Source organism: Microbulbifer thermotolerans, from assembly GCF_001617625.1.
Lineage (GTDB): Bacteria > Pseudomonadota > Gammaproteobacteria > Pseudomonadales > Cellvibrionaceae > Microbulbifer > Microbulbifer thermotolerans.
Map to the genome: position 1 here is coordinate 1,365,592 of NZ_CP014864.1, position 24,281 is coordinate 1,389,872.

The 24,281-nt window shown below is 60.1% G+C and carries 22 protein-coding genes; 15 read left to right on the top strand and 7 right to left on the bottom strand.

Annotated elements, in window-relative coordinates; translation table 11 throughout:
- Positions 1-74: 74 nt before the first annotated feature.
- The 14 genes from truA (at position 75) to A3224_RS05755 (ending at position 15,967) form a co-directional block, all read left to right on the top strand.
- On the top strand, positions 75-953 hold the full coding sequence (truA, locus tag A3224_RS05690; protein ID WP_067152429.1) for a tRNA pseudouridine(38-40) synthase TruA: 879 nt from the start codon (positions 75-77) through the stop codon (positions 951-953).
- A gap of 209 nt (positions 954-1,162) precedes the next feature.
- Complete coding sequence (locus A3224_RS05695; protein ID WP_067152430.1) at positions 1,163-1,810, top strand: phosphoribosylanthranilate isomerase; 648 nt, start codon at positions 1,163-1,165, stop codon at positions 1,808-1,810.
- Positions 1,803-3,032, top strand: coding sequence for a tryptophan synthase subunit beta (gene trpB, locus A3224_RS05700; RefSeq protein ID WP_175487736.1), 1,230 nt, complete (start codon positions 1,803-1,805; stop codon positions 3,030-3,032). Before A3224_RS05695 ends, trpB begins: the two co-directional genes overlap by 8 nt.
- A 38-nt stretch (positions 3,033-3,070) precedes the next feature.
- A complete protein-coding gene (trpA, locus tag A3224_RS05705) occupies positions 3,071-3,880 on the top strand; it encodes a tryptophan synthase subunit alpha (RefSeq protein WP_067152432.1) in 810 nt (269 codons plus the stop codon).
- Between the two features lie 134 nt (positions 3,881-4,014).
- Positions 4,015-4,902, top strand: a complete 888-nt coding sequence (gene accD / locus A3224_RS05710; RefSeq protein WP_067152434.1) for an acetyl-CoA carboxylase, carboxyltransferase subunit beta — start codon at positions 4,015-4,017, stop codon at positions 4,900-4,902.
- Between the two features lie 101 nt (positions 4,903-5,003).
- Positions 5,004-6,263 (top strand): bifunctional tetrahydrofolate synthase/dihydrofolate synthase, encoded by a 1,260-nt coding sequence (gene folC, locus A3224_RS05715; protein ID WP_067152436.1) that lies wholly within the window; start codon positions 5,004-5,006, stop codon positions 6,261-6,263.
- Entirely contained in the window at positions 6,244-6,891 is a 648-nt protein-coding gene (locus tag A3224_RS05720; RefSeq protein WP_067152437.1) for an SPOR domain-containing protein, read from the top strand. Before folC ends, A3224_RS05720 begins: the two co-directional genes overlap by 20 nt.
- Before the next feature lie 131 nt (positions 6,892-7,022).
- Positions 7,023-7,517 (top strand): CvpA family protein, encoded by a 495-nt coding sequence (locus A3224_RS05725; RefSeq protein WP_067152440.1) that lies wholly within the window; start codon positions 7,023-7,025, stop codon positions 7,515-7,517.
- Positions 7,518-7,562: 45 nt separating this feature from the next.
- Positions 7,563-9,050 (top strand): amidophosphoribosyltransferase, encoded by a 1,488-nt coding sequence (purF, locus tag A3224_RS05730; protein ID WP_067152443.1) that lies wholly within the window; start codon positions 7,563-7,565, stop codon positions 9,048-9,050.
- A 175-nt stretch (positions 9,051-9,225) separates the two neighbouring features.
- Positions 9,226-10,407: an O-succinylhomoserine sulfhydrylase gene (locus tag A3224_RS05735; protein WP_067152445.1), complete on the top strand. Its 1,182-nt coding sequence runs from the start codon at positions 9,226-9,228 to the stop codon at positions 10,405-10,407.
- A 135-nt stretch (positions 10,408-10,542) separates the two neighbouring features.
- Positions 10,543-11,454, top strand: coding sequence for an AAA family ATPase (locus A3224_RS05740; RefSeq protein ID WP_067152447.1), 912 nt, complete (start codon positions 10,543-10,545; stop codon positions 11,452-11,454).
- Between the two features lie 4 nt (positions 11,455-11,458).
- On the top strand, positions 11,459-12,472 hold the full coding sequence (locus A3224_RS05745) for a DUF58 domain-containing protein (RefSeq protein WP_067152450.1): 1,014 nt from the start codon (positions 11,459-11,461) through the stop codon (positions 12,470-12,472).
- Positions 12,459-14,459 carry a transglutaminase TgpA family protein gene (locus tag A3224_RS05750; RefSeq protein ID WP_067152452.1) on the top strand — a complete coding sequence of 667 codons (2,001 nt, stop codon included), beginning with the start codon at positions 12,459-12,461 and terminating at the stop codon, positions 14,457-14,459. Before A3224_RS05745 ends, A3224_RS05750 begins: the two co-directional genes overlap by 14 nt.
- A 287-nt stretch (positions 14,460-14,746) precedes the next feature.
- Complete coding sequence (locus A3224_RS05755) at positions 14,747-15,967, top strand: MFS transporter (RefSeq protein ID WP_067152454.1); 1,221 nt, start codon at positions 14,747-14,749, stop codon at positions 15,965-15,967.
- Between the two features lie 30 nt (positions 15,968-15,997).
- Here A3224_RS05755 and A3224_RS05760 read toward each other — a convergent pair whose 3' ends face one another.
- The 3 genes from A3224_RS05760 to A3224_RS05770 all read right to left on the bottom strand — a co-directional run bounded on the left by A3224_RS05760 (position 15,998) and on the right by A3224_RS05770 (position 20,099).
- Positions 15,998-17,752, bottom strand: coding sequence for a sugar phosphorylase (locus A3224_RS05760; protein ID WP_067152456.1), 1,755 nt, complete (start codon positions 17,750-17,752; stop codon positions 15,998-16,000).
- Between the two features lie 3 nt (positions 17,753-17,755).
- Complete coding sequence (locus A3224_RS05765) at positions 17,756-18,979, bottom strand: glycosyltransferase family protein (RefSeq protein WP_067152458.1); 1,224 nt, start codon at positions 18,977-18,979, stop codon at positions 17,756-17,758.
- 283 nt (positions 18,980-19,262) lie between these two features.
- Positions 19,263-20,099 (bottom strand): HAD-IIB family hydrolase, encoded by an 837-nt coding sequence (locus A3224_RS05770; RefSeq protein WP_067152460.1) that lies wholly within the window; start codon positions 20,097-20,099, stop codon positions 19,263-19,265.
- Between the two features lie 262 nt (positions 20,100-20,361).
- On the opposite strand from A3224_RS05770, the gene A3224_RS05775 reads away from it, so the two are divergent.
- Positions 20,362-20,655, top strand: a complete 294-nt coding sequence (locus A3224_RS05775) for a DUF3175 domain-containing protein (RefSeq protein ID WP_231902473.1) — start codon at positions 20,362-20,364, stop codon at positions 20,653-20,655.
- A 43-nt stretch (positions 20,656-20,698) separates the two neighbouring features.
- Here the strand turns inward: A3224_RS05775 and sppA are convergent, their stop codons facing one another.
- From sppA to arsC, 4 genes are all read right to left on the bottom strand, one after another.
- Complete coding sequence (gene sppA, locus A3224_RS05780) at positions 20,699-22,561, bottom strand: signal peptide peptidase SppA (RefSeq protein WP_067152464.1); 1,863 nt, start codon at positions 22,559-22,561, stop codon at positions 20,699-20,701.
- A 123-nt stretch (positions 22,562-22,684) separates the two neighbouring features.
- Positions 22,685-23,044, bottom strand: coding sequence for a DUF2069 domain-containing protein (locus A3224_RS05785; protein WP_067152466.1), 360 nt, complete (start codon positions 23,042-23,044; stop codon positions 22,685-22,687).
- Positions 23,041-23,658 carry an NAD(P)H:quinone oxidoreductase gene (gene wrbA / locus A3224_RS05790; RefSeq protein WP_067152468.1) on the bottom strand — a complete coding sequence of 206 codons (618 nt, stop codon included), beginning with the start codon at positions 23,656-23,658 and terminating at the stop codon, positions 23,041-23,043. The genes A3224_RS05785 and wrbA overlap by 4 nt, the downstream gene beginning before the upstream one ends.
- Entirely contained in the window at positions 23,658-24,002 is a 345-nt protein-coding gene (gene arsC, locus A3224_RS05795) for an arsenate reductase (glutaredoxin) (RefSeq protein WP_067152470.1), read from the bottom strand. The genes wrbA and arsC overlap by 1 nt, the downstream gene beginning before the upstream one ends.
- Positions 24,003-24,281: the final 279 nt, after the last annotated feature.

The following is a 24,281-nucleotide window of genomic DNA, read 5'->3' on the forward strand; positions in this document are numbered from 1 at the left end:
CCTTCGCGCCAAGCCGGAAAAACCTCGCATTCGCTGCGGGGTTTTTTTGTTTTGGCCGGCGCCGAGAGAAATCTATGCGTAGTGGATACCAATACAAACGCAATGGCGAAGTCCCCCCGGGCGAACAGCTGCCAGAGGGGCTGCGCCGCATCGCGCTTGGTGTCGAGTACTGTGGTGCCGGACTGAGCGGTTTTCAAAAGCAGAAATCTGCCGCCGAGACGGTGCAGGCACACTTGGAGCGGGCCCTGTCCCGCATCGCCGCCGAGCCGCTGAGCCTGGTTTGCGCGGGGCGCACCGATGCCGGGGTACACGCGACCAATCAGGTGATCCATTTTGATACCCGTGCCCTGCGACCGGAGCGCGCCTGGGTGCAGGGCGTCAACACGCAGCTGCCGGATGCGGTGCGGGTGCGCTGGGCGCGTGAGGTGCCGGCGCAGTTTCACGCGCGTTTCTCTGCCCGTGCCCGCAGTTATCGATACCTGATCCACAGCGCGCCCACGCGTTCCGCCCATGCCGCTGCCGAAGTGACCTGGACTCAACATCCGCTGGATGTGCGGGCTATGCGGGCGGGAGCCGGATACCTGATTGGGAAGCATGACTTCACCAGCTTTCGCGCCGCCCAGTGCCAGGCAAAGAGTCCGGTGCGAGAGATCACCCGCCTCGACATCGCCAGAGTGGGGCAGCTGATCGTGATGGAAGTGAGTGCCAACGCTTTTTTACACCATATGGTGCGCAACATCGCTGGAGTGCTGATGGCTGTGGGGCGCGGGGCGCAGCCGCCCGAGTGGGTAGGGCAGGTTCTGGCGCGTCGCGACCGCACTGCCGGTGGCGTCACCGCGCCACCATTTGGGCTCTACCTGGTGGACGTGCAGTATCCGCAAGAGTTTCAGCTGCCGCGGCCGGAAGCGGGGCCGCTGCTGGTGCCCCTGCCGCTGGGCGGTCTCGGCGCTTGATTTCTGCTTGGACACATCTGGAGCAATTGTGGTACCCCGCGAGTGAAATCGCGGCCCCCTTGTGAAACTGCCCGCAAACTGTCGGGGAAGCCCGCCGCGATGGCTGGGTTTCCTCGGGCTTCTCGCGCCCTGTGCGTTTCGCGTCAATGGGCAATCTGCTAGTATCGCCGCCTCCCTCATATTTTTACCACCGGTCGGCTGTGGGCAGGATGCAAGTAAAAATCTGCGGTATCACCACTATTGAAGATGCGATCGCCTCGGTTGCCGCAGGGGCCGATGCCCTGGGGTTGGTGTTTTACCCGGCCAGCCCCCGCTGCGTTGCAATCGATAGGGCAGTGGCCATTGCCGAAGCCGTGCCGCCCTTTGTCACCCTGACAGGGCTTTTTGTTAACGCCGACGCGGAAACGGTGCGGGACGTGCTCGCCCAAGTACCGCTGAACCTGCTGCAGTTTCATGGCGGTGAAGACGCGGACTACTGTGCGCAGTTTCTGCGCCCCTATATCAAGGCGTTGCGAATGAAAGACGGCCTCGATGTGGCCGGGGCGATGGATGAGCACCCGCGCGCGCGCGGTTTTTTGCTGGACGCCTACCGCCCGGGCGTTCCTGGCGGTACTGGTGAAAGCTTTGACTGGCAGCGGGTACCGAAACACAGTGGCCGCCCGTTGGTACTGGCCGGAGGCTTGAATCCGGACAACGTGGGGCGGGCGATAGCGGTTGCGCGCCCCCAGGCGGTGGATGTCAGCGGCGGGGTGGAGCTGTCCCCGGGGCGCAAAGACCCGCAGAAGGTCGCTGCCTTTATCCGAGCGGCGAAAGCCGGTAATTCGTTTTTCCAATCGATGGAGTGTGCAAGTGAGTGATCAAAGTGCGCAAGAAGGCGCGATCGATTTTTCCGCCTATCCGGATGCAGGCGGGCACTTCGGCCCCTATGGCGGCCGCTTCGTGTCGGAGACACTGATCAGTGCGCTAGACGAGCTTCAGGCTATGTACACACGCCTGAAGGATGACCCGGAATTTATCGCCGCTTTCGATCGCGATCTGGCCCACTATGTCGGCCGCCCGTCTCCCCTTTACCTGGCTGAGCGATTGACTGAACAGGTGGGCGGAGCGCGTATCTGGCTGAAGCGTGAGGACCTCAATCACACAGGGGCACACAAAGTAAACAACACTGTTGGCCAGGCCCTGTTGGCCAAGCACAGCGGCAAAACCCGTGTGATCGCCGAAACCGGCGCCGGTCAGCACGGCGTGGCCACCGCCACTGTAGCCGCGCGTCTGGGACTCCAGTGCGCAGTTTATATGGGGGCGGAGGATGTCAAGCGTCAGTCCCCCAATGTGTACCGTATGAAGTTGCTCGGCGCGGAGGTGATCCCGGTGGAGTCCGGCTCCAAGACGCTGAAGGATGCCATGAACGAGGCCATGCGCGACTGGGTTACCAATGTGGACAACACTTTCTACATTATCGGCACCGTGGCGGGTCCGCACCCCTATCCGCAGCTGGTGCGGGATTTCAATTCGGTGATCGGCCGCGAAGCGCGCCGCCAGAGCCTGGAACAATTCGGTCGCCTGCCGGATGCTCTGGTGGCCTGCGTAGGCGGAGGCTCCAATGCCATCGGCCTTTTCCACCCTTTCCTAAACGACAGCTCTGTCAAAATGTACGGTGTGGAAGCGGGCGGTGAAGGTCTCGAAACCGGCCGCCACGCAGCACCGTTGAACGATGGCGTGCCGGGTGTTCTACATGGCAACCGCACATACCTGATGGAGGATGAGGACGGCCAGATTATCGAGACCCATTCCGTGTCCGCCGGTCTCGATTACCCGGGTGTAGGGCCTGAGCACGCCTGGCTGAAAGACATCGGGCGGGTCGAATATGTCACGGCGAACGACGAGGACGCGCTGAATGCCTTCCGCACGCTGACGCGTACAGAGGGGATTATTCCCGCATTGGAATCCAGCCATGCGGTGGCTTATGCCTGTAAGCTGGCGGGCACTATGAAGGCGGATCAGAACATTGTCGTAAACCTGTCCGGCCGCGGCGACAAAGATATTTTCACCGTCGCCGCCATTGATGGCATACAAGTATAGGAGCGGCCGCTGGCCGCACTCGAATTAGGGATTGAGGTGTGACACAAGAAAATCGAATTGACCGCCGTTTCGCCGAGCTGCGCGCGGAGGGCCGCAAGGCACTGGTAACTTACATTGTCGCCGGGGACGGCGGCCTGCAAAATACAGTTCCGCTGATGCACCAGCTGGTGGAAAGCGGCTGCGACTTGATTGAACTCGGGGTGCCGTTTTCCGACCCCATGGCCGAGGGGCCAGTCATCCAGCGGGGACACGAACGCGCCCTCGCTCAGGGGGCGTCTCTGCGTGCTTGCCTGGACCTGGTGAAGGAGTTCCGCCAGCGGGATACGGATACACCGGTGATTCTAATGGGCTATGCGAACCCGATCGAAAAGATGGGGGCCGAGCGATTTGCCGACGCCGCCCGCGAAGCCGGTGTCGATGGCACCCTGACCGTGGACCTGCCGGCGGAGGAGGCCGGTCCCCTGAACCGGCTGTTGGCGGAGCGCAATTTGCGCAATATTTTTCTGATGACTCCCACCACCAGTGATCGGCGCATCGAGGAAATCGCGGGTTTAGCCAGCGGGTTCATCTACTATGTGTCTCTGAAGGGCGTCACCGGTGCCGGTCACCTGGACCCGGAATCAGTGCGCGACAAGCTGACGCATATTCGCGGATTTTCGGATTTGCCCCTGTGCGTCGGCTTCGGTATCAAAGACGGTGCTTCAGCCCGGGCGGTAAGTGAGCACGGCGATGGTGCTGTGGTTGGCAGCCTGCTGGTATCGGCAATCGGTGAGGCGCGGGATACCGGGGCGGCCAGAGAAAAGGTTGCGGAGCTGGTAAGCGAAATTCGCACGGCGCTGGATGCTTGACGCTGGCCAGAAAGCCAAAGCCTGCGGCTGATCTGGCCCGGTTCGCCGCACCGCTTAATGTTTTAATTCTCAGTCTCAAAACCCCTGGCCGGTACAATGCCGTCGGATAACAAGCATCGGAATTTGGAAACGAGATGAGCTGGTTAGAAAAAATTGTCCCTTCGGTGATCCGCACCGAGCGCCGCGCGGGCGCGAGCAAGGTGCCCGAAGGCGTGTGGAAAAAGTGCGTCAAGTGCGACGCCATGCTGTATCGCCCGGAACTGGAACGCAATCTGGATGTGTGCCCCAAGTGCGATCACCATATGCGTATCGGTGCCCGTCGCCGCCTGGATATTTTTCTCGATGAAGACGGGCGCGAGGAACTGGCCACCGATGTGGTTCCAGTGGACCGCCTGAAATTCAAGGATGTAAAAAAATACAAGGATCGGTTGACGCAGGCTCAGAAAGCGACCGGAGAAAAGGACGCGCTGATCGCCATGCGCGGCACGCTGGAGGGCAAACCGCTGGTGGCGGTTGCCTTTGAATTCGCGTTCCACGGCGGTTCCATGGGCTATGTGGTCGGCGAGCGTTTTACCCGCGCCGCCCGGCTGGCCCTTGAGGAGCGGATTCCCCTGGTGTGTTTTTCCGCTACCGGTGGCGCCCGCATGCAGGAGGCGTTGATCTCCCTGATGCAGATGGCCAAGACCTCCGCGGTGCTTGAAAAAATGAAAATGGCCGGTGTGCCCTATATTTCAGTGATGACCGATCCGGTGTACGGGGGGGTGTCCGCGTCCCTGGCGCTGCTCGGTGATATCAATGCCGCCGAGCCCGGTGCCCGGGCAGGATTTGCTGGGCCCAACATTATCGAGCAGACGATTCGCCAAAAGCTGCCCAAGGGTTTTCAGCGCAGTGAATTTTTGCTGGAGCACGGCGCCATCGATATGATTATCCACCGCAAAGAAATGCGGGCGACGATCGCGCGCTTGCTGGGCAAGCTGACTGAAGCGGAAAGCAAGGCTTCGGATTCCGCGCTCGGGATTTAAATTCTCCAATCACAGAAGCGGCTGGCGGGCGCCACCGATGTTCGGTGCAAGCGAAAGTCTGATTGCGCCCGCGGGCCGCTCCTTCATTTGCGCATGGCAATATGACCAATCTGCAAAGCTGGCTCTCGCGCCTGGAGCGGCTTCACCCCACGGAAATCGAATTGGGACTGGCTCGCGTGGCAGAGGTGGCGCGCAAGCTTGATGTGGAAAAGCCGGCACCGGTTATTGTCACTGTGGCCGGTACCAACGGCAAGGGTTCCTGTGTCGCGGTGATGGAAGCGCTGTTGCGTGCCAGTGGCCGCAGGGTGGGTGCGTATACTTCGCCGCACCTGCTGCGCTTTAACGAGCGGGTGCGCATCGGCGGTGCCGAGGCGAGCGACTCAGAGCTGGTGCGCGCTTTCGAGGCGGTGGAGGCGGCGCGAGGCGATATCAGCCTGACCTATTTTGAGTTCACGACACTGGCGGCCCTGTGGCTTTTCCGTGAAGCGGATGTCGAGTATGCCCTGCTGGAAGTGGGGCTGGGCGGACGCCTGGACGCGGTAAATCTAGTGGATGCGGACTTGGCCATCATTACCAGTGTGGCCATTGATCACCAGGATTGGCTCGGCAGTGATCGGGAGAACATTGGCCGCGAAAAAGCCGGGATACTGCGCCCCGGTAGTCCCGTGATCTGCGCCGATCCCGAGCCACCGCTGTCGGTGGTGTCTGCGGCTGCGGGACTGGTAGCGCCGAGCTACTTTATCGGCCGGGATTTCTCTATCGAAGACAGCCGCTACCGGTTTGGGGAGTTGAGTGTGACGGTTCCCCCGCTCAGCCTGCCGCCGACGAGTGTCGCAGCTGCCATAACCGCTCTTTCGGTACTGGGGGCCTTGCCGGAGCAAAACATTGCGGCCGCGCTGGGGGAGATTCAACTGCCTGGGCGCTGCCAGCAGCTCCGCTGGCGCGACCGATCCTTCTGGCTCGATGTGGGCCACAATCCGGCTGCCGCGGCGTATCTGGCGCGGCGACTCCAAAAGAGTCCCGCAGCGGGAGAAACTCACGCGTTGGTGGCCGCTATGGCGGACAAGGATCTGTCGGGGCTTTTCGCGCCGCTGCGGGACCTGGTGGACCGCTGGCATCCGGCGTTGCTGCCGGGCAATGCGCGCGCGGCGGACAGCTCTGCGCTGCTCAATGCTCTGGTGTGCGCCGAAGTGCCCAGGGCGCAGGTGGAGGCCAGCTGTTTGAGCGTGGGCGATAGCCTGGAGCGGCTACTGGTGACTACCGGGCCGCGGGACAGGTTGCTTGTATTCGGATCCTTCTTTACTGTTGCGGAAGTTTTACAGCGGATACGGGAAGAGGGCGATGGCGAATCGAGACCCTGACTGCCCACAAGCCGGCCCGCGCGGTGGGCGGCTGAACGATGGCTTCAAGCAGCGTATCGTCGGTGCACTGGTGCTGGCCGCGCTGGCGGTCATCTTTCTCCCCACCTTGTTCGATCGCGAGGGCGCCCGCTATATCGATGTCACCAGCCAGATACCGCCGACACCGGATATCCAGCCGATAGAGATAGCGGCGCCGGAACCCGTTGCCGATGTGGCGCCGGCACCCGACCCGGAGCAGGCGTTTCAGCCCGAGGTGGAAAAAGAAGATCCCAAGCCTCAACCGCCAGTGCGCAAACCGGATGCGGAAACCGGCGAGCGGGAGTCCAAAGACCCGGAGCAGACGCAGAATCAAAAACAGAATTCCCCGCTTGTCGATCAGCGGGGGTTGCCAGTTGCCTGGGTGGTGCAGGTGGCCTCCTATCGCGAGGCATCGAGGGCTGAACAGTTGCGTGGTCGTTTGATGGATGAAGGGTTCAAGGCCTTTACGCGAGAAGTCACCACAGACAAGGGGCGCTTTGTGCGCGTCTTTGTCGGCCCCAAGGTAAACAAAGCGGAAGCGCAGGCGGCCAAACGGGAGTTGGATCAACTGTTGAAGGCGCAGACACTGGTATTGCGCTTTAAAGCGTGAATTTGCGCACAGGCCTGGATCGAACCACTCAAACCCTGCTTCCGGGGATTTGCGAACGGCTTCACGCGCTGGGGCGCTTCAGTTAGAATGCGCGCTCTTCGCGGCAGCCGCCGCCATGCAGGTAGGGTTGAATGAACTGGGCTGACTGGACCATTCTTGCGATCGTGGCCATATCCACGCTGATCGGTCTCAGTCGCGGTTTTGTGCGTGAAACTCTCTCCCTGCTCACCTGGATTGCCGCCTTTGTGATTGCGATGATGTTCCGCGATCAACTGGCTCCGCTGCTTTCCAATCTTGTGGACACCCCTTCTCTACAGGCCATCGCGGCCTTCGCCATCCTTTTTATCTTTACATTGCTGGCCGGTGCCGGCCTGAATATGACGCTGTCCGCGTTTGTTGAGGCCACCGGCCTCTCGGGCACGGACCGGGTGTTGGGGATGGTGTTCGGTCTGCTGCGCGGTGCGATTATCGTGATGGCGTTGTTGATACTGGCTCCGGCGCTGGTACCGGTGGAAGAGGATGGTTGGTGGCGGGAGTCGGTACTGATCCCCCATTTTTTGGCGTTCGAGGACAGTGCGCGGCAGTTGGGCGCGGCCATCAAGGATTTTTTCGTTCAATTGTTTTAATCGGAGCGGTAGCGCCGCTTCTAATTTACCAGTGGGGCCAAGGCTATGTGTGGTATTGTCGGTATCGTCGGTAAGAGTGACGTCAATTTGCAGTTGTACGACGCGCTCACCCTGTTGCAGCACCGTGGACAGGACGCCGCCGGCATCGTCACCTGTGATCGGAACCGCCTCAATCAGCAGAAGGCCAATGGCTTGGTGCGCGATGTGTTTCGCGCGCGCCATATGGAGCGTCTGAAAGGTAATTTCGGTATCGGTCATGTGCGTTACCCCACTGCCGGGAGTTCCGGCCCGGCCCTGGCCCAGCCCTTCTACGTCAACTCCCCTTACGGCATCGCCATGGCCCACAATGGCAACCTCACCAATGTGCGCGATGTGGTCGAGGAAATCTTTCAGCAGGATTTGCGCCATATCAACACCGACTCCGATTCCGAAGTGCTGCTCAATGTTTTTGCCCACGAGCTGCACAAGCAGCACAAGCTGCAGCCGAAAGCCGAGGATATTTTTACGGCCATGCGCGCCGTGCATAAGCGGGTGCGGGGCGGCTACGCCTGTGTGGCCTTGATTGTGGGCTACGGCATAGTGGCTTTCCGCGATCCCCACGGAATTCGCCCGTTGGTATACGGCAAGCGGGAAACCGACCAGGGGACCGAATACATGGTGGCATCGGAATCCGTGGCCCTGGATGTGCTCGGCTACACGCTGGTGCGCGACGTGGCGCCGGGAGAGGCTATCTACATCGAGCTGGACGGCACTGTGCACGCGGAGCAGTGTGCGGAAAATCCCTCTCTTAATCCCTGTATTTTTGAACATGTGTACTTCGCGCGGCCGGATTCCATTATTGACGGCGTTTCGGTGCACAAGGCGCGTCTGCGCCAGGGCGAGCACTTGGCTGAAAAAATTCTGCGCGAGCGCCCGGACCACGATATCGATGTCGTGATTCCGATACCGGACTCGGCCCGCACTGCCGGGCAGACGGTGGCCTATCGCCTGGGAGTGAAGTTCCGCGAGGGCATGGTGAAAAACCGCTACATAGGTCGCACATTTATCATGCCGGGCCAAAAGCAGCGCAAGAAATCGGTGCGGCAGAAATTGAACGCCATCGAGCTGGAGTTCCGCGGTAAAAACGTCTTGCTCGTGGACGACTCCATCGTGCGCGGAACCACATGTAAACAGATTATTCAGATGGCCCGGGAGGCGGGAGCGGCCAAGGTTTATTTCGCCAGTGCGGCACCGGCGGTCAAATTCCCGAATGTCTACGGTATCGATATGCCCTCTGCGGAAGAGCTGGTTGCCCATGGCCGCACCACCGAGGAGGTGTGCAGGGAGATCGGCGCGGACTGGTTGATCTACCAGGACCTGCAAGACTTGATTGCCAGCTCTGCCGAGGGCAATGAGAATATCAAGCAGTTCGAGTGTTCCGTGTTCGACGGCAACTACATCACCGGCGATGTGGATGAAAAATATCTGCAGGAACTGCATGCAGCACGCAATGATGCGGCGAAACAAAACAAAAGTGGCCAGAGTTTTCTGTAGACACCTGTCCGAAAGTCACTGGGTGCGGGCCTCTCTTCCTTTCCGGGGCGGAGGGGCCTTAGGCCGCAGCCCGCATACAGGCCTCTGACTTGGGAAGCGCGCTTCCGCGCTTTATTAATTCTTCGCCATCCTTCATTATTTCCCATCCCCCACTCGAATCATCCCGGGACAGTTTATGTTCGAAGACGACGGTTACGCTTTCGATACACTGGCGGTGCGCGCCGGCCAAGTGCGCTCCGGAGAGGGCGAGCATTCGGAAGCGATGTTCCTCACCTCTAGCTATGTGTTTCCCTCCGCCGCAGAGGCTGCGGCGCGTTTTTCCGGCGAGAGTTCCGGCAATGTGTATTCGCGCTATACCAATCCCACCGTGCGTATGTTCGAAGACCGCATGGCGGCCCTGGAGGGCGGCGAAGCGGCAGTGGCCACCGCCAGTGGCATGGCAGCAATTTTGAGCCTTTGCATGGCGCTGCTGAAAAGCGGGGATAGCGTCATTTGTTCGCGCAGTGTGTTTGGAACCACAACCGCGCTCTTTGCGCGTTATATGAAAAAATTCGGCGTGCGCGTTACCTTCGTCGACCTGACAGATATGCAACAGTGGCGGGATGCCCTGGACGGCGATACCAAGCTACTGTTTATGGAGACGCCGTCCAACCCTCTGTGCGAGGTGGCGGATATCCGCCAGTTGGCCGACCTGGCCCACAGCGCCGGCGCGCTGCTGGCAGTGGACAACTGCTTCTGTACTCCGGCGCTGCAGCGGCCACTGAGCCTCGGCGCCGACATCGTTGTGCATTCGGCCACCAAATATCTGGATGGGCAGGGCCGCTGTGTCGGAGGCGTGGCCGTGGGGCGGCGGGAGTTGATGGGTGAACTACGCGCATTCCTGCGTACAGCCGGTCCGAGTATGAGCCCCTTTAACGCTTGGGTATTTTTGAAGGGGTTGGAAACTTTGAGCCTGCGCATGCAGACCCACTCCCGCAACGCTCTAGCCCTGGCCTGGTGGCTAGACGAGCAGGAAGCGGTGGAGAAAGTCAATTACACCGGCCTGCCCAAGCACCCAGGTCATCTGCTGGCGGCCGAGCAGCAGTCTGCTTTCGGCGGTATGCTCAGCTTCAGCGTGCGCGGTGGCCGCGAGGCCGCCTGGAAAGTGATCGACAATTGTAAAATCCTTTCCTGCACCGCCAACCTGGGGGATGCCAAGACCACCATAGTGCACCCGGCCACCACGACTCACGGCCGTCTCAGCGAGGAGGAACGGGCGCGCGCCGGTATTAGCGAGAGTTTGATCCGTGTCTCGGTGGGGCTTGAGGATGTGGAGGATCTGCAGCGGGACCTGTTGCGGGGGCTTTCACAGCTGTAGATGGCGCCCCTTGTGACGGGGCACAAGGCCAATGATTGATTACCGGCGCTCCTGGCATCAGGGCTGTCGCGGACTCGGAGAAAGAAGCGGTAGCGCCGCTCCGATATACAAAAAACACGTAGTAAAGGATTTGCCGTGCAAAAGATCATATCCGCCATAGTCGCCGATATCGGCAAGATTTTGTTGGGCAAGGAGCACCAAGTGAAACTGGCCCTGGCCTGTCTATTGTCCCGCGGTCACCTGCTGATCGAGGATTTGCCAGGTATGGGAAAAACCACGCTGGCTCATGCTTTGGCGCGTGTGCTCGGACTTTCCTATAACCGCGTGCAGTTCACCAGTGACATGTTGCCGGCGGACATCCTCGGCGTATCTATTTTCGAGCGCGATTCCGGTCAGTTCCGCTTTCACGAGGGCCCTGTCTTCTGCCAGTTGCTGTTGGCGGATGAAATTAACCGCTCTTCCCCCAAAACCCAGAGCGCCCTCCTGGAGGCGATGGAAGAGCGCCAGGTAAGTGTGGACGGTGAAACACGGCCACTGCCGGAACCTTTTTTCGTTATTGCAACTCAGAACCCGCTGCACCAGTCGGGTACCTTCGCGCTACCTGAATCCCAATTGGATCGTTTTCTGATGCGCATCAGCCTCGGCTATCCGACCCGGGAGGCGGAAAGAGCTCTTTTCCAGGGGGTGGACCCCCGCGCCCAGTTGCGGCAGTTGAAGCCGCGCATTGACATTGCCGCGCTGCGTAAAATGCAGGCGATGGTGGCGCAGGTAAAGGCCTCTGAGAGCCTGCTCGACTACCTCGAGCGCCTGGTGCAGCACACTCGCCAGAGTCCCGAATGCAGCGTAGGACTCTCCCCGCGCGGCGCTCTGGCACTGTTGCACGCCGCGCGCGCCTGGGCGCTGATCCATGGCCGCGGGCACCTGTTGCCAGAGGATATCCAGGCGGTGCTGCCCTCGGTGGCGGGCCATCGGCTGCAGAGTGAGGGCGGCGACGGTACCCGCTTGGTGGAGCGCCTGATGCGCCAGGTAGATATTATCGCGGCCTGAGTTGATGGACCTGACCGCACAAACCGCCGTAAAGCTCCGGGAGCGCGGGCGGCAGCTGGTGCAGCGGTGGTTGAGCCGCCGTTCACCACCGTCCCGCAGCGTTACCCTGAATCACCGCAATGTCTTTATTCTGCCCAGCCGCGCAGGTATGGGCTTCCTTTTGGTGATCGCGCTTCTGTGGTTGCTGGGCACCAACTACGAAAACAACCTGGTGTTGGCCCTGACGTTCCTGCTGGCCGGGCTGATTGCCGTGCTGCCGGTGCATACCTTCGCCAACCTGTCCGGCCTGCAACTGCGCTTGCTGGAAGTGCCGCCCGCTTTTGCCGGCGACTACGCCGAGGCGAAGATCGCAGTAAGCGGGGGCGGTAGCCGCGCGCGGGAGTGGATCCATGTGGGTTGGCCGCCGGAAGAGGGGGTTCACCTGGAGTTGGTCGAGTGCGACAGTGCAGAGATCCGGGTTTCTTTGCCGGTAGTCAGGCGCGGCCGGGTACGGGCGCCGCGCTTGCGGGTGGAAAGCCGCTTTCCGCTGGGACTTTTCCGCTGTTGGAGCTGGGTGGACCTGGATATCGAATTTCTTGTGTACCCCAGGCCCATTGCCGCCGGTCCCCTGCCTGTGGGCCTTGCGCCGGGCGAGGGGGATTCGGGCGAGCGCATCCGCGGCGGGGATGATTTCGCGGGGCTCAAGCCCTATCAGCCGGGGGATTCCCTGCGCCATTTGGCCTGGAAACAATACGCTGCCGGCCGCGACCTCAATAGCAAGGAATACGAGAGCCGATCCGATGCGCGCCTCTGGCTGGACTGGAGTCTGCCGGTCGCGCGCGATACAGAGACCCGCCTGAGCGTTTTGTGTCACTGGGCGCTGCAGGCGGAGCGCTCGGGTATCGCCTACGGTTTGCGCATACCGGGCGCTACCCTGGCCCCTTCCCTGGGCGCTGAACACCTGCGGGAGGTGCTGACCGCGTTGGCGGACTTCCCGGTACATTCTCCGGTAAGCGGGGGAGGTCATGGCTCGATCTAAGGAACTGTTGCCCCGCGAGAGTCTGCTGTGGATTTTTGCCGCTCAGTTCGTGGCGTTGTTGCCGCACTTTGCGCGCCTGCCGCTGTGGATCGTCTGTGCCTGGGCTTTTGCCATCTACTGGCGGCTGGAAGTCTATCGCGGCCGGCGCGACTTGCCCGGGCGCCTGGTCAAGCTGCTGGCGATTACCCTGGCGGTCGCGGGATTGGCGCTGTCCTACCGGCGCTGGTTTGCGCTGGAGCCGATGGTGGCGCTATTGGCTGTGTCTTTCACTTTGAAAAATCTGGAGTTGGTGAGCCGCCGCGACGCCTTTCTGAGCCTGCTGTTGGCCTATTTCGTCGCCGCTACCCTGTTCGTCTACGAACAGACGATACCCTACGCCTTCTACGGCGTGCTTTGCGCACTCGTCATTACCGCAGCGCTGGCAGCACAATCGGGAAGTTTCAGTGCGCGCCCGCGCAGGGCCCTGGGCCTGTCGGCGAAACTCCTGGTGCAGGCGGCGCCATTGATGTTGCTCCTGTTTATTGTGATGCCGCGTCTCGGCCCTCTCTGGGCGGTGCCGCAGGACGCCTCCGGCGCGCGCACGGGCGTCAGTGACTCCATGGCGCCCGGAGACTTTACCCGCCTATCCAAATCTGACAGTCCGGTGCTGCGCATCTCTTTTGATGGTCCGGTACCGCCGCCGGAACAGCGCTACTGGCGCGGTCTGGTTTACTCTCACTTCGACGGGCGCCGCTGGAGCCAGGGCTTTAGCGTGGACCCGCGTCAAGGCGCTGAGGTGGAGTGGAACTCGCGGCAGCAGAGACTGCCGGAAGTGGGGCCCCGCTACCGCTATCAGGTCATTCAAGAGGCGAGCAATGCCCCCTGGCTCTTCGCCATGGCGCGGCCGCTTTCCGATACCCGCGGTGTGGGGGAGACGGCGGACGATCGCCTGGTCAAAAAGACGCCGGTGCACAGCCGCTTTGCCTATGAAGTGCGTACCTGGCCGCGGGAGACTTTGACAGACGCGCCAGTGCTGGGGAATGCCGAGCGCCGCCGCAATCTGCAGTTGCCCGCCACAGGCAATGCGCGTACCCGTGCCTGGGCGGCCGAGCAGCGCGCTGCGGGTCTGGGGGCGGAGGAAATATCCCGGCGCCTTTTGAACTTCTACAACCGCAGTTTCGTCTACACCCTGAACCCACCGGCACTGGGTGCGGATTCTGTGGATGAGTTTCTGTTCGACAGCCAGCAGGGATTCTGCGAACACTTCGCCGGCAGCTATGTCTTTGCCATGCGCGCCGCCGGCGTGCCTGCGCGGGTAGTGGCCGGTTATCAGGGCGGTGAATGGGTGGAGCAAGAGGCCTATCTGCTCGTGCGGGAATACGACGCCCACGCCTGGGCGGAAATCTGGGTTCCCGGACGCGGCTGGCAGAGAGTGGACCCCACCGCAGCGGTATCGCCGGAGCGTATTCGCGATGGTCTGCAGAGTGCCGCCGAAGAGGAGTTTATGCAGGACGCGCTGCTGCCGCTACATCGTATTTCGGTATTCAATCAGCTGCGCCTGCAATGGGACATGATTAACTACCGCTGGTATCGGGCGGTGATCAGTTTCGATAGCGACCGACAACAGAATCTGTTGCGGCGGTTGCTCGGTGAAGTATCGCTCGCGCGCCTGGCACTGTTTGTCGGCGCGGCCATTGCCGCGGGACTGGCGGGAGCTCTGTTGTGGCTCTGGTTTATCAGCCGCCGCACAAGGCCGCCCGTGGCGATCCGCCTTTACCAAAAGTTCTGTCAGCGCATGGCCCGCGCGGGTATGGTGCGGCGCCCCGGAGAGGCGCCGCGGGATTTCGCTCGCCGGGTGCGGGAGGAAAAGCCACAACTCGCAGAGGTAACGGAGCGGATTACCCGCGCTTTTGAAAAGGCAGCCTACTGCGAGGATCCCGCGGCGGAACAGCAGCTGCGCCGCCTGCTGAGACGTCCACTTACCCGCTATCGGACGAGAAAGGTTTAAGGAACCTCTGATTAATTCGCTTCATGACGTAAAAACTCTTTGGAGCCAGATGAGAAGCTCAGGTGATAGGCTGGCTATTTCGAAACCGTCGGATACAAGGATGTATCCGTCGGAGCTACAGGGAAGTACTCGTGCGTTTTCGAAATGGCCAGCCTATTGCCTGAGCGCCCCGGAACCTACCACAGTGTTCACGCGAATTAATCAGAGGTTCCTTAAGTCGTCCACTTGCCGGCAACCGGGGGGCTATTTCCCGCTGCCGGTCCTATGAATTTGAGTTAACAAACAACATGTCCGCGAGACTGCAAAAGTTCTTACTCGGCTACGGCGGCACCTCGCTCGCCACGGGCCTGCAAGTGATATTGGTGCCGTGGCTTGCGGTAACGGTGGTGGGGCTGCCAGCGCTACATTTGGGCTGGGTACAGGCTTCGGTACTGTTGCCGAACTTGGTGTTCCTGCTGTTCGGTGGCGCTCTGGCGGACAGGCGCGATGCCGCGGTAGTGGCGGCCCTGGCCTGCTTGGGACTAGCCTTCTGCCACGCCGCGCTTGCCTTGTACTTGTACCGCCACACACCGGAATTGCCACAGTTGCTGGCCTACGGTGCAGCCTTGGGCGTGTGCACCGCGTTTCTGCAGCCGGCGCGGGATAACTTGGTGCAGCGCAGTGCCCGCGACAGGCGGGGGCAGACCACCGAACGCCGTGTGCAGAAAACGGTAACTTGGATGATGCTGGCGCAGTACGGAGGTCAGGCTGCGGGTATGCTGTTGGCGAGCCGATTCGACCACTGGGGGCCGGAGATACTCCTGGGGATACAGGTGGCAATTCTGTCGCTGGCTGGCTGCTTGCTTCTGTCTCTGCGCGAGCGCCAGACTGTCTCGGCGAGAGAGGGCAAAAAGCCGCACGCGCTGATCATCGATGGTCTGGCGCAGGCATGGCGCAGACCGGCTCTGCGCGAGTTGATTGCCCTGATGGCTTTTAACGGCTTCGTACATATCGGTGTTTTTCTCGTGGTGCTTCCATTGCTGGCGGCGGACTATGGCCGCGGTGCCGGTTACTACGCGACGCTGCAACTGGCCTTTGTCGCTGGAACTGTCGCTGCTACCGTGACCATGTTGCGCCGGGGCCAGGGCGGGCAGCCGGGACGCGGTATCCTCATGTGCCTGCTCTACAGTGCGGTGCTGCTGGTCGCTATCAGTTTTGGTCCGACTCCCCTGGGGTTGATACTCATGTGTATCTGTTGGGGTGCGGTTGCCGCCGCTTCGGCGGCACTGGGGCGGGCCATAGTGCAGGTTTTCGCGCCTGCGGAGTACCGCAGTCGCATTATTTCCATCTACCAGCTGGCACTGTTCGGCTCCGCGGCCCTGGGCGCTCTGGCCTCCGGTCTGTTAAGTGAATACGCGGCGCCCCTGACTACCCTGTTGTGGGCCGGCATTCTCAGTGTGCTGGCGCTGCTGCTGGTGGCCTGGAGCGGCGCCTTGCGCGGGGTCAGACTCTCTGACCGGGAGTTATGATGGGTTGCCCAACCGTTTTGGCTTTGGCACTTACCAGCGGTTGGTGATCCATAGTGTCTGATAGGGTTTCAGTTCGATAGTGCCCAGCATATCCTCGAATATCTGATCGCCGATCAGATCCTTCCACCGGTCCGCGCCGACCAGATTGATACTGGAAAGAGGCACTGTCTGCCGCTCATCGGAAATATTATTCAGACAGAAGATATTCTGGCGACGGTTCATGCTCTGACGCCAGAAGGCGAATATCTGTTCGCCCAGCTGTAGGGCAAATTGAGCGGCGTTGGGATGGAAGGCGGGCTGTTCGCGGCGCAGTTGAATCAGGCGACGCAACCGGTAGAAGACCTTGTGATGATGGCTATCGGGGTCGGCGAGCTTTGCATTGAGTTCCGATTCCTGCCACTGGCGCCGGTTGATGGCGCGGTTGTGGCCGTGCGCCTCCATGCGCGCGTAGTCATTGGTCGTGCCCACCAGACTGTGGAGGTAGAAGGCGGGAATGCCCTCGAGCGCCAGCATTATCGCGTGGGCACAGATAAAGCGCTCCATCTGCCAGCGGTCTTCGCCGGCTGTCGTACCCTTCATGGCGTCGAAGAGGGAAATGTTGATCTCGTAAGGTTTCCGGCTGCCGTCGTCCAGGGCGCGCCAAGAGACCTGCCCACCGAAATTTTCCATTGTCTGGATCAGCACTTCCTGTTCTTCTTCGCTGAGCAGCCCTTCCGCGGGGCGCAGACCTATGCCGTCGTGCGAGGCGATGAAATTGAGGTAGGTGGTGCCGTTGCGTGTCGGCGGCATACCCATAAGCCAGCTATTTAAGTGCCGACAGTTGCCACTGACCAGCGTGTTGACCAGCAGCGGGGGCAGGGGAAAGTTGTAAATACAGTGGGCCTCGTTGGCGTTGCCGAAGTAGGAAAGGTTTTCCCGCATGGGGATATTGGTTTCGGTAATAATTACCGCGTTCGGATCCGCGTGCTCGATCAAGGTGCGCAGCAGGCGTATTATCTCGTGGGTTTCTTCTAAGTTGATACAACTGGTACCGATTTTTTTCCAGAGAAAGGCAACCGCATCCAGGCGAAAAATACGCACACCCATATCCAGATAAAAGCGCACTATATGCACAATTTCCAGAAGTACCTGTGGGTTGTGGAAATTTAGGTCTATTTGATCGTGGCTGAAGGTACACCAGACATATTCACAGCCGTCGCCCCTGGGGACAGCCCGTAGCAGTGGCGTGGTCCTGGGACGTACGACATTGGAAAGGTCTTCGTCGGGCGATGCGGTAATAAAATAATCCCGCCCTGGTGATTTACCCTCCTGAAAATTGCGGAACCAACGATGTAATGAAGAGCAGTGGTTGATCACCAAGTCCGCCATCAAATGGAAATCAGTACTGATACGCAGTATGTCATTCCAGTCTCCCAGTGCCGGATCTACCCGCTTGTAGTTGATCACCGCGAAGCCGTCATCACTGGAATAGGGAAAGAAGGGGAGTATGTGCACGCTGTTAATCAGCATGGTGAAATGGGTTTTGAGAAAGTGGTGCAGTGCCTTTAGTGGGTGCTGTTTTTCACTGAGAATAGTGTTGCCGTAGGTAATCACCATCACATCGGTTTCATCCCACAAATTTTTGTGTGGCAGAGGGCTTTGGCAATCCTCGTCCAGGCGCATAGTGTGCATCAACCGCTTTGCCAGAGATTTTCCGTCTCTGTGCGGATAGATCACTGATAAGTGATCGCACAGTTTCTTGAAAATAATTTCCTGTGGGTGTTCCTGTGATGATATGTGGGTCATGAGTTATTCGCCGTAGTCCTCTAGGTCCGCTTCCACCGCTGCTCGCAGCTCCTGAAGAAAACCCGGTGCAGCGCTGCTGATGCGGCTCCAGCTCGGAATAAAAGGGGTTTCCATTGGATTGTCGAGAAACGCCTGACCGGCTTTCATCAGGTTTCGGGCAAAAAGTTCCACTGTCTGCTCTTCTCTATGAATGTCGAAACTCAAACCATTGATGATAGCGTCGTTGCGGTATGTCTCCACGAAATCCAGAGCGATGCGGAAGTAAGTGGCCTTGATGGAGCGGAATATCTCGTTAGAGAAAACGATCCCTTGGGTGGCCAGTTTGCGGAACAGAGACTTGGCGATATCGATGGACATTTTTGACAGGCCGCCCTGGTCGTCATGAAAGGAAACTGATTGGTGCTTGTGATCGTAGCAGTGTGCGATATCCACCTGACACAGATGATTAGTGGAAAAATTGCGGTACATCTCCGACAGTACGCCGATTTCCAGGCCCCAGTCACTGGGAATATGCAGGTCGTTGATAACGTCGCGGCGGAAGGAAAATTCTCCGGCCAGGGCGTAGCGGAAGCTGTCCATGTAGTTGAGGTAGTCTGTGTAGCCGTAGATTTTTTGCAAGGTGCGGATCAGCGGGGTGACCAGCAGGCGGCAGACACGGCCGTTGATTTTTCCCGAGGCGACCCGGGAGTAATATCCCTTGCAGAATTCGTAGCTGAAATTGGGGTTGGCCACCGGGTAGAAGAGGCGGGCTAAAAGGTTTCGATCGTAGGTGAGAATGTCGCAGTCGTGCAGCGCCACCGCTTCTCCCTTTCCTGAGGCGAGGATATAGCCGAGGCAGTACCAGACATTGCGCCCTTTACCGGGTTCCATCGGGGCCAGACCGCGTTCCTGGAGTTTTGCGTCCAGTTCGCGCAGGCGCGGGCCGTCGTTCCAGAGTACCCGCACCTGCTGGGGCAGGCGGCGGAACTGGCGCAGTGCGTCCCGATATTGCGATTCGTCGGCCCGGTCCAGGCCGATGACAATTTCCGAGAGGTAGGGCACCTGTGCCAACTCATCGAGAATTTTGGGCAGTGCCTCGCCCTCCAGCTCCGAGTAGAGTGAAGGTAACAGCAGAGACATGGGTCTTTGATGGGAAAATTCCAGCAGTTCGTGCTCCATGTCCTCAAGGGGGCGGTTGCACAGATTGTGCAGAGTGGTGATGGATCCATTTTGAAAAAAGTCGGTCACGGGAGACTCCTGGTCAGCTTGTCGGGATTTCCGCGTTTTCTCGCGCTGATTTCATAGAAATATTGGTTATGGAAGCTCTGATTAATTCATTCGCTGGCGGTAACAATTCTCTGGGGCCAGATGAGAAGCTCGAGTAATGGGATGGATATTTCGAAACCGACGGATACAAGGATGTATCCGTCGTAGCTACAGGGCAGTACTCATGCGTTTTCGAAATGTCCATCCCATTGCCTGAGCGCCCCGGAGCCAACCATAGTTTTCTCGCGAATTAATCAGAGATTCCTTATGAAAATAATTGGCCTACGACTTCCCGCCAGCCCGCTGGGCCGATGGCGTCGCTGATTATTACCCGCCGCTTGTCGCTCGCCGCCAATTGCGGTGGAGGGCGGTGGGGGGCGCGGATAATGACGGCGATATCCGCTAGCTTCAGCATATCCAGATCATTGGGGCTGTCCCCGGCGGCGATCAGCCGGTAGTCGGTGTGTCTGTATTTGCGGTAGCAGTCGAGCAGCGCCAGGGTCGCCGCACCCTTGTCCGTGGGGCCGAGCAAATGCAGAAAGCGGCCGCCCTGTAACGTGGAGAGTCCGGCCGCAGCGGCGCGGGTGGTGAAGGAGCGCTTTTCTTCCCTCGTCCCCAGCCACAGCAGAGGCTCGGAGTAGTCGCGGTTTTGCGCCGCCAGAGCCTGCTGCTCCGTAAGGCCGGTGGCTGCAACGATCTCTTCGCAGGTGGCGGCGGAAAAACTCAAGTAGGGGGCGCCGTATTCCGTGGCGTCAGCGCGCAAAAAGGCCCGTAGCTGTTCTCGCGGCAATCCCGTTTCGATCAGCCAGAAATTATTTCGCTTGCGCGCAGTTTCGGGTCGCGCGGGGAAATAATTGGCGGGGATGAAAATCGCTGACCCGTTTTCGACGATAAACGGGTGTTCGTTGTGCAGCTGGCGGCGGAGCTCCAGCATTTCCGCGAAGGTTTTGCTGCTGTTCAGAATGACCGGTACCTGCCGCTGCTCCAGCTGCAGCAGCAGCCGGTCAACCGGGGCATGGGAATAGTCGTGGTGATCCAGCAGCGTGCCATCCAGATCGCTGGTAATCAGCCAGGGACCCTCGAAGAGGTTATTTTTTGTCATCACCTGAGCGGATTGCTTCGTTTCAATTCCTTTTGTTCCAAAAATAGTGCCAGCCGGAAACTTTGGGCTGTTTTGGCGCCTGAAGGCTGGCGAATGGCGTGATCGGCGACCTCAACCGGAAAAATTCAGGATGAATATCGCACTGTTTTGGTGAGTGCAGTCAGAGCGAGCACATGCGTTGCACCAATTTGGCCTTGGTCTTGGGCCCGCGCGCGAGGGACCATACAGTGTCGGGTATCGGCGTGGTTTGGGAAGGTTGATTGTGGCGGAGATTAAACCCGGCAACTGGTCCCACAAGGTAGCGGAGACCAGCGACGCACTGGATCTGGAGCCGGGGGTATTCACCTTGGAAGATCCCCGGGCCATAGCGCGCTCCCTGCGGCGCTCGGCGGAGCGGAGCAGGCGCCGTAAAACAGACCCTTTCCGCTCGGCGATGTCGATGCTGAACTACTACATCAATCGCGCCGGGTGCAAATTGCCGGAGGAACGGCGCCGCCATCTGGAAGCGGCGAAAGACGAGCTGCGCGCGCTCTACGGCCGCCCGCGTCGGCGTTGAGAAGAGGGCGCCGGTGCAATGTGGCAGCCCTCAGGGCGGAGCGTCAGGGGGCCTGGCAGGCTAGGCAGCGCACATAGAGGGCGCGGGGGTCGCGGTAGGTCTGCAGTTCGGCCACAGGTGCCAGGCTGGGTTGCAGGGCGTTGAACCAGGCCCCGAGTGGCAGATTGTCTTTGATGCCGGCGTCGATGCGGGCATCCACATTGTCTGCCAGGGCGCGCAGGAATCTTTCGCCCGGTGTCAGCTCGCGCTGAATTTCCACTACTTCATAATCTTCCACATCGGCCAGTTGAGCGGCACCGGCGATGGCGTCGTTCAGATTGCCCAGCTCATCCACCAGTCCCAGCTGCTGTGCGGCGCGGCCGGTCCAAACCTGCCCTTGGGCTATCTTGTGCACTTCCTTGGGGGTGCTGCCACGCGCTTCCGCGACGATGCGCAGGAAGCGCGCATAGGTGTTTTCCACCCCCTGTTGCAGCAGGCTGGCGGCGCTTTCCGGCAGCGGCCTGTCGATGCGCATGGCGCCTGCCAGGTCCGAGGTGCCGATACCGTCGTTATAGATACCGAGCTTTTCCAGGGACTCCTCAAAAGTGGGGAAGGCCCCGAACACACCGATGGAGCCGGTAATGGTGGAGGGGGAAGCCCAGATGCGATCGGCACCGGTGGCTATCCAGTAGCCGCCGGAAGCGGCGACACTGCCCATGGAGATCACCACCGGGATATTCGCTTCGCGGGTGGCGAGCAATTCCTGGCGAATGGCCTCAGACGCAAAGGCGGAGCCGCCGCCGCTGTCGATGCGCAGGACCAGGGCGTTGACTTTCTTTTCCCGTGCCTTGGCGATCAGCTCGCCCAGTGTCTCGCTGCCGATCTGCCCCGCCGGAGCTTCTCCATCAATAATGGTCCCGCTGGCGGAGATCAGGCCTATCTTGGCCGTGCCCGCGCCGGGTCGGGGAATCTGCTTGAGCTTTTGGTGGCGCAGGTATGCGAGGGCATCGACGGATTTGTAGTCATCCGTTTTGTCCTCGGAGCCGATTTCCTCGCGCAGTTCATCGATGGCCACACGGCGGCTGGCAAGCTGGTCCACCAGCTTGTTGGCCAGGGCGGCTTCGGCCCAGCTGCCGTCGTGCTCCTTCAGCTGTTGCGGCAGGGTATCGATAAAGGTGTCGATTGCCTCCGGCGGCAGGTTGCGCAGGCCGGTCACCTGTTCTGTGTACTCGCTCCAGAGTTGGTGCAGCCAGCGCTGATTGTTTTCGCGCGAGGCGGGGGACATATCATCGCGAGTGTAGGGCTCTATAAAATCTTTGTAGTCCCCCACGCGGAACACGTGGAAGTTGACCTCGAGTTTGTCCAGCGCGCTCTTGTAGTAGTTGCGGTAGATGCCAAAACCGGTCAGCAATACCGATCCCATGGGGTTCAGATAAATTTTGTCCGCGTGACTGGCGAGGAAGTACTGGGCTTGGGTGTAATTGTCGCCGATGGCATAGACGGGCTTGCCGGCGGCTTTGAAGCGCTGCAGCGCTGCACCCACCTCTTCCAGCTTACTCAGGTTGGCCCCCACCAGATAATCGAGTTCCAGAACCAGGGAGGAGATGCGGTTGTCCTTGGCCGCATTGTCGATGGCATCCACCAAGTCCTTGACGCGCACTTCTGTCGGTCCCGACGGGCCGCCGAAAAAGTCCATACCGGAGGGGCGGCTAAGCTCGTCCACCAGAAAACCGCTGGGGGCGACCCTCAGGGCGGAGCCCTGGGGAATGGTCAGCTGGTCTTCCTTGCTGAATATAGCGATCCCGATAAACAACAACAGCAACAGGAACAATAGGTTGGTAAAGACGCGGCGCAACCAGGTGATGGTACCGCCGATGGCAGCGAAGAAACCGCGTATAAATCCTTTTGGGTGAGCTGTATTTGTCAAACCTCAACACTCCTTGGGGCAGTTAACTGTTCGGCCGCCAGCAGGCGGGGATTCCCGCCGTGCGCAACCGGGCTGTCGGCGGCTCCGCTCCGCTGCGGCATCATGGTTCAGCGGAGGGTTCCTTTACTGCATGCGCTGCCAGCGGCTGGTCATCATTGCGGAGAAGAATAGGGTAAGGCTTAACAGCAGCAATAGGCCATGCTGCCAGCCGCGCCCGGGCATCATTACATCGACAATGCTGGCGGTGATGTATAGCAGCAGAATAAAACACAACCACAGATAGCTGCGGTAGTGGCTCCTGAGCAGCCCCGGCAGCACCAGTAGCAGTGGAATGGTCTGTACTACCCACCACTTCAGCGAGCCGCCGGGCAGGAACAGGTTCCGGACCGCGAACAGTAACATCAGGCCGCTGTAACAGGCCCAGTTCAAGTAGTGGGCGATACGCAGCTTGCGCGCAATCTTGTTATTTGCCGAGTCAGTCAAGCAGTTTCCTCCGGGTTGCCGGCAAGGCTGCGGGCCAGATGGCCGATACGGGCCCCCAGGGCACGGCAGAGGGCGGTTTCGTCTTCACTCAACTCGCCGCTGTCGCTGCCGCCGGACCAGTGGGAGGCACCATAAGGGGTACCGCCGCTTCTGGTGTGAGTCAGTGCCGCCTCTGAGTAGGGAATGCCGGAGATGACCATTCCGTGATGCAGGAGCGGCAGCATCATGGAGAGCAGGGTACTCTCCTGGCCCCCGTGGAGGCTACCGGTGGCGGTGAAGACAGCGGCGGGTTTGCCGGACAGGCTGCCCTCGAGCCAGATATCACTGGTTTGGTCGAGAAAGTGACGCAGAGGCGCCGCCATATTGCCAAAACGCGTGGGACTGCCGAGTAGCAGGCCGGCGCAGTGGCGCAGGTCATCGCCGGTACAGTAAGGGGCGCCTTCGCTGGGTACCGGCGGCAGGCTGGCGTCAGTATCCGGGGACACGGTGGGCACGGTGCGCAGGCGCGCGGCCAGGCCGCTGGATTCGACGCCCCGGGCCAGCTCCGCGGCCATTTTCGCGGTGGCGCCAGTACGGCTGTAATAGAGAATCAGCACATAGGCTTCGCCGGCCATCAAAGCAGCTCCAGTACGTTTTCCGGCGGCCGGCCGAGTACAGCCCGGTCGCCTTTCACGACAATGGGGCGCTGGATCAGTTTGGGATGCGCCACCATGGCGTCGAGTAACTGCTCATCGGACAGACTGGTGTCCTTTAGCTGCAGTGCTTTATAGGCGTCCTCGCCGGTGCGCAGCAGGTCGCGCGCACTTATTCCGAGCATGCTCAGCAAATTGGTCAAGGCTTCCTTGCTCGGCGGTGTTTCCAGGTAAAGAACCACTTCCGGTTCAATACCATTGTCCTGCAATAACTGCAGGGTTTGACGGGATTTTGAACAACGAGGGTTGTGGTAAATCGTCCACATTATGGCGGTATCCTGTTAAGGTTTGGCGTATTCTAACTGAATAGCGCGTTTATTTCGCTTGGGGTATCTCTGATTGTTTTTCGCGGGCGCTTCGTTGGTTCCGGGGCGCTCAGGTAGTGGGATGGCCATTGCGAAAATGCGCGGGTGCCGCCCTAGCGCCGCCGGATACCTCCTTGTGTCCGCCGGTCTTGAGAGGCCCTGTGCAGCACTTGCACTTTCAACCCCGGTTGCCGGGGGGGCGCCCGGGGGCATAAAACAGGTTTCCCCAAGTCGGCAGAA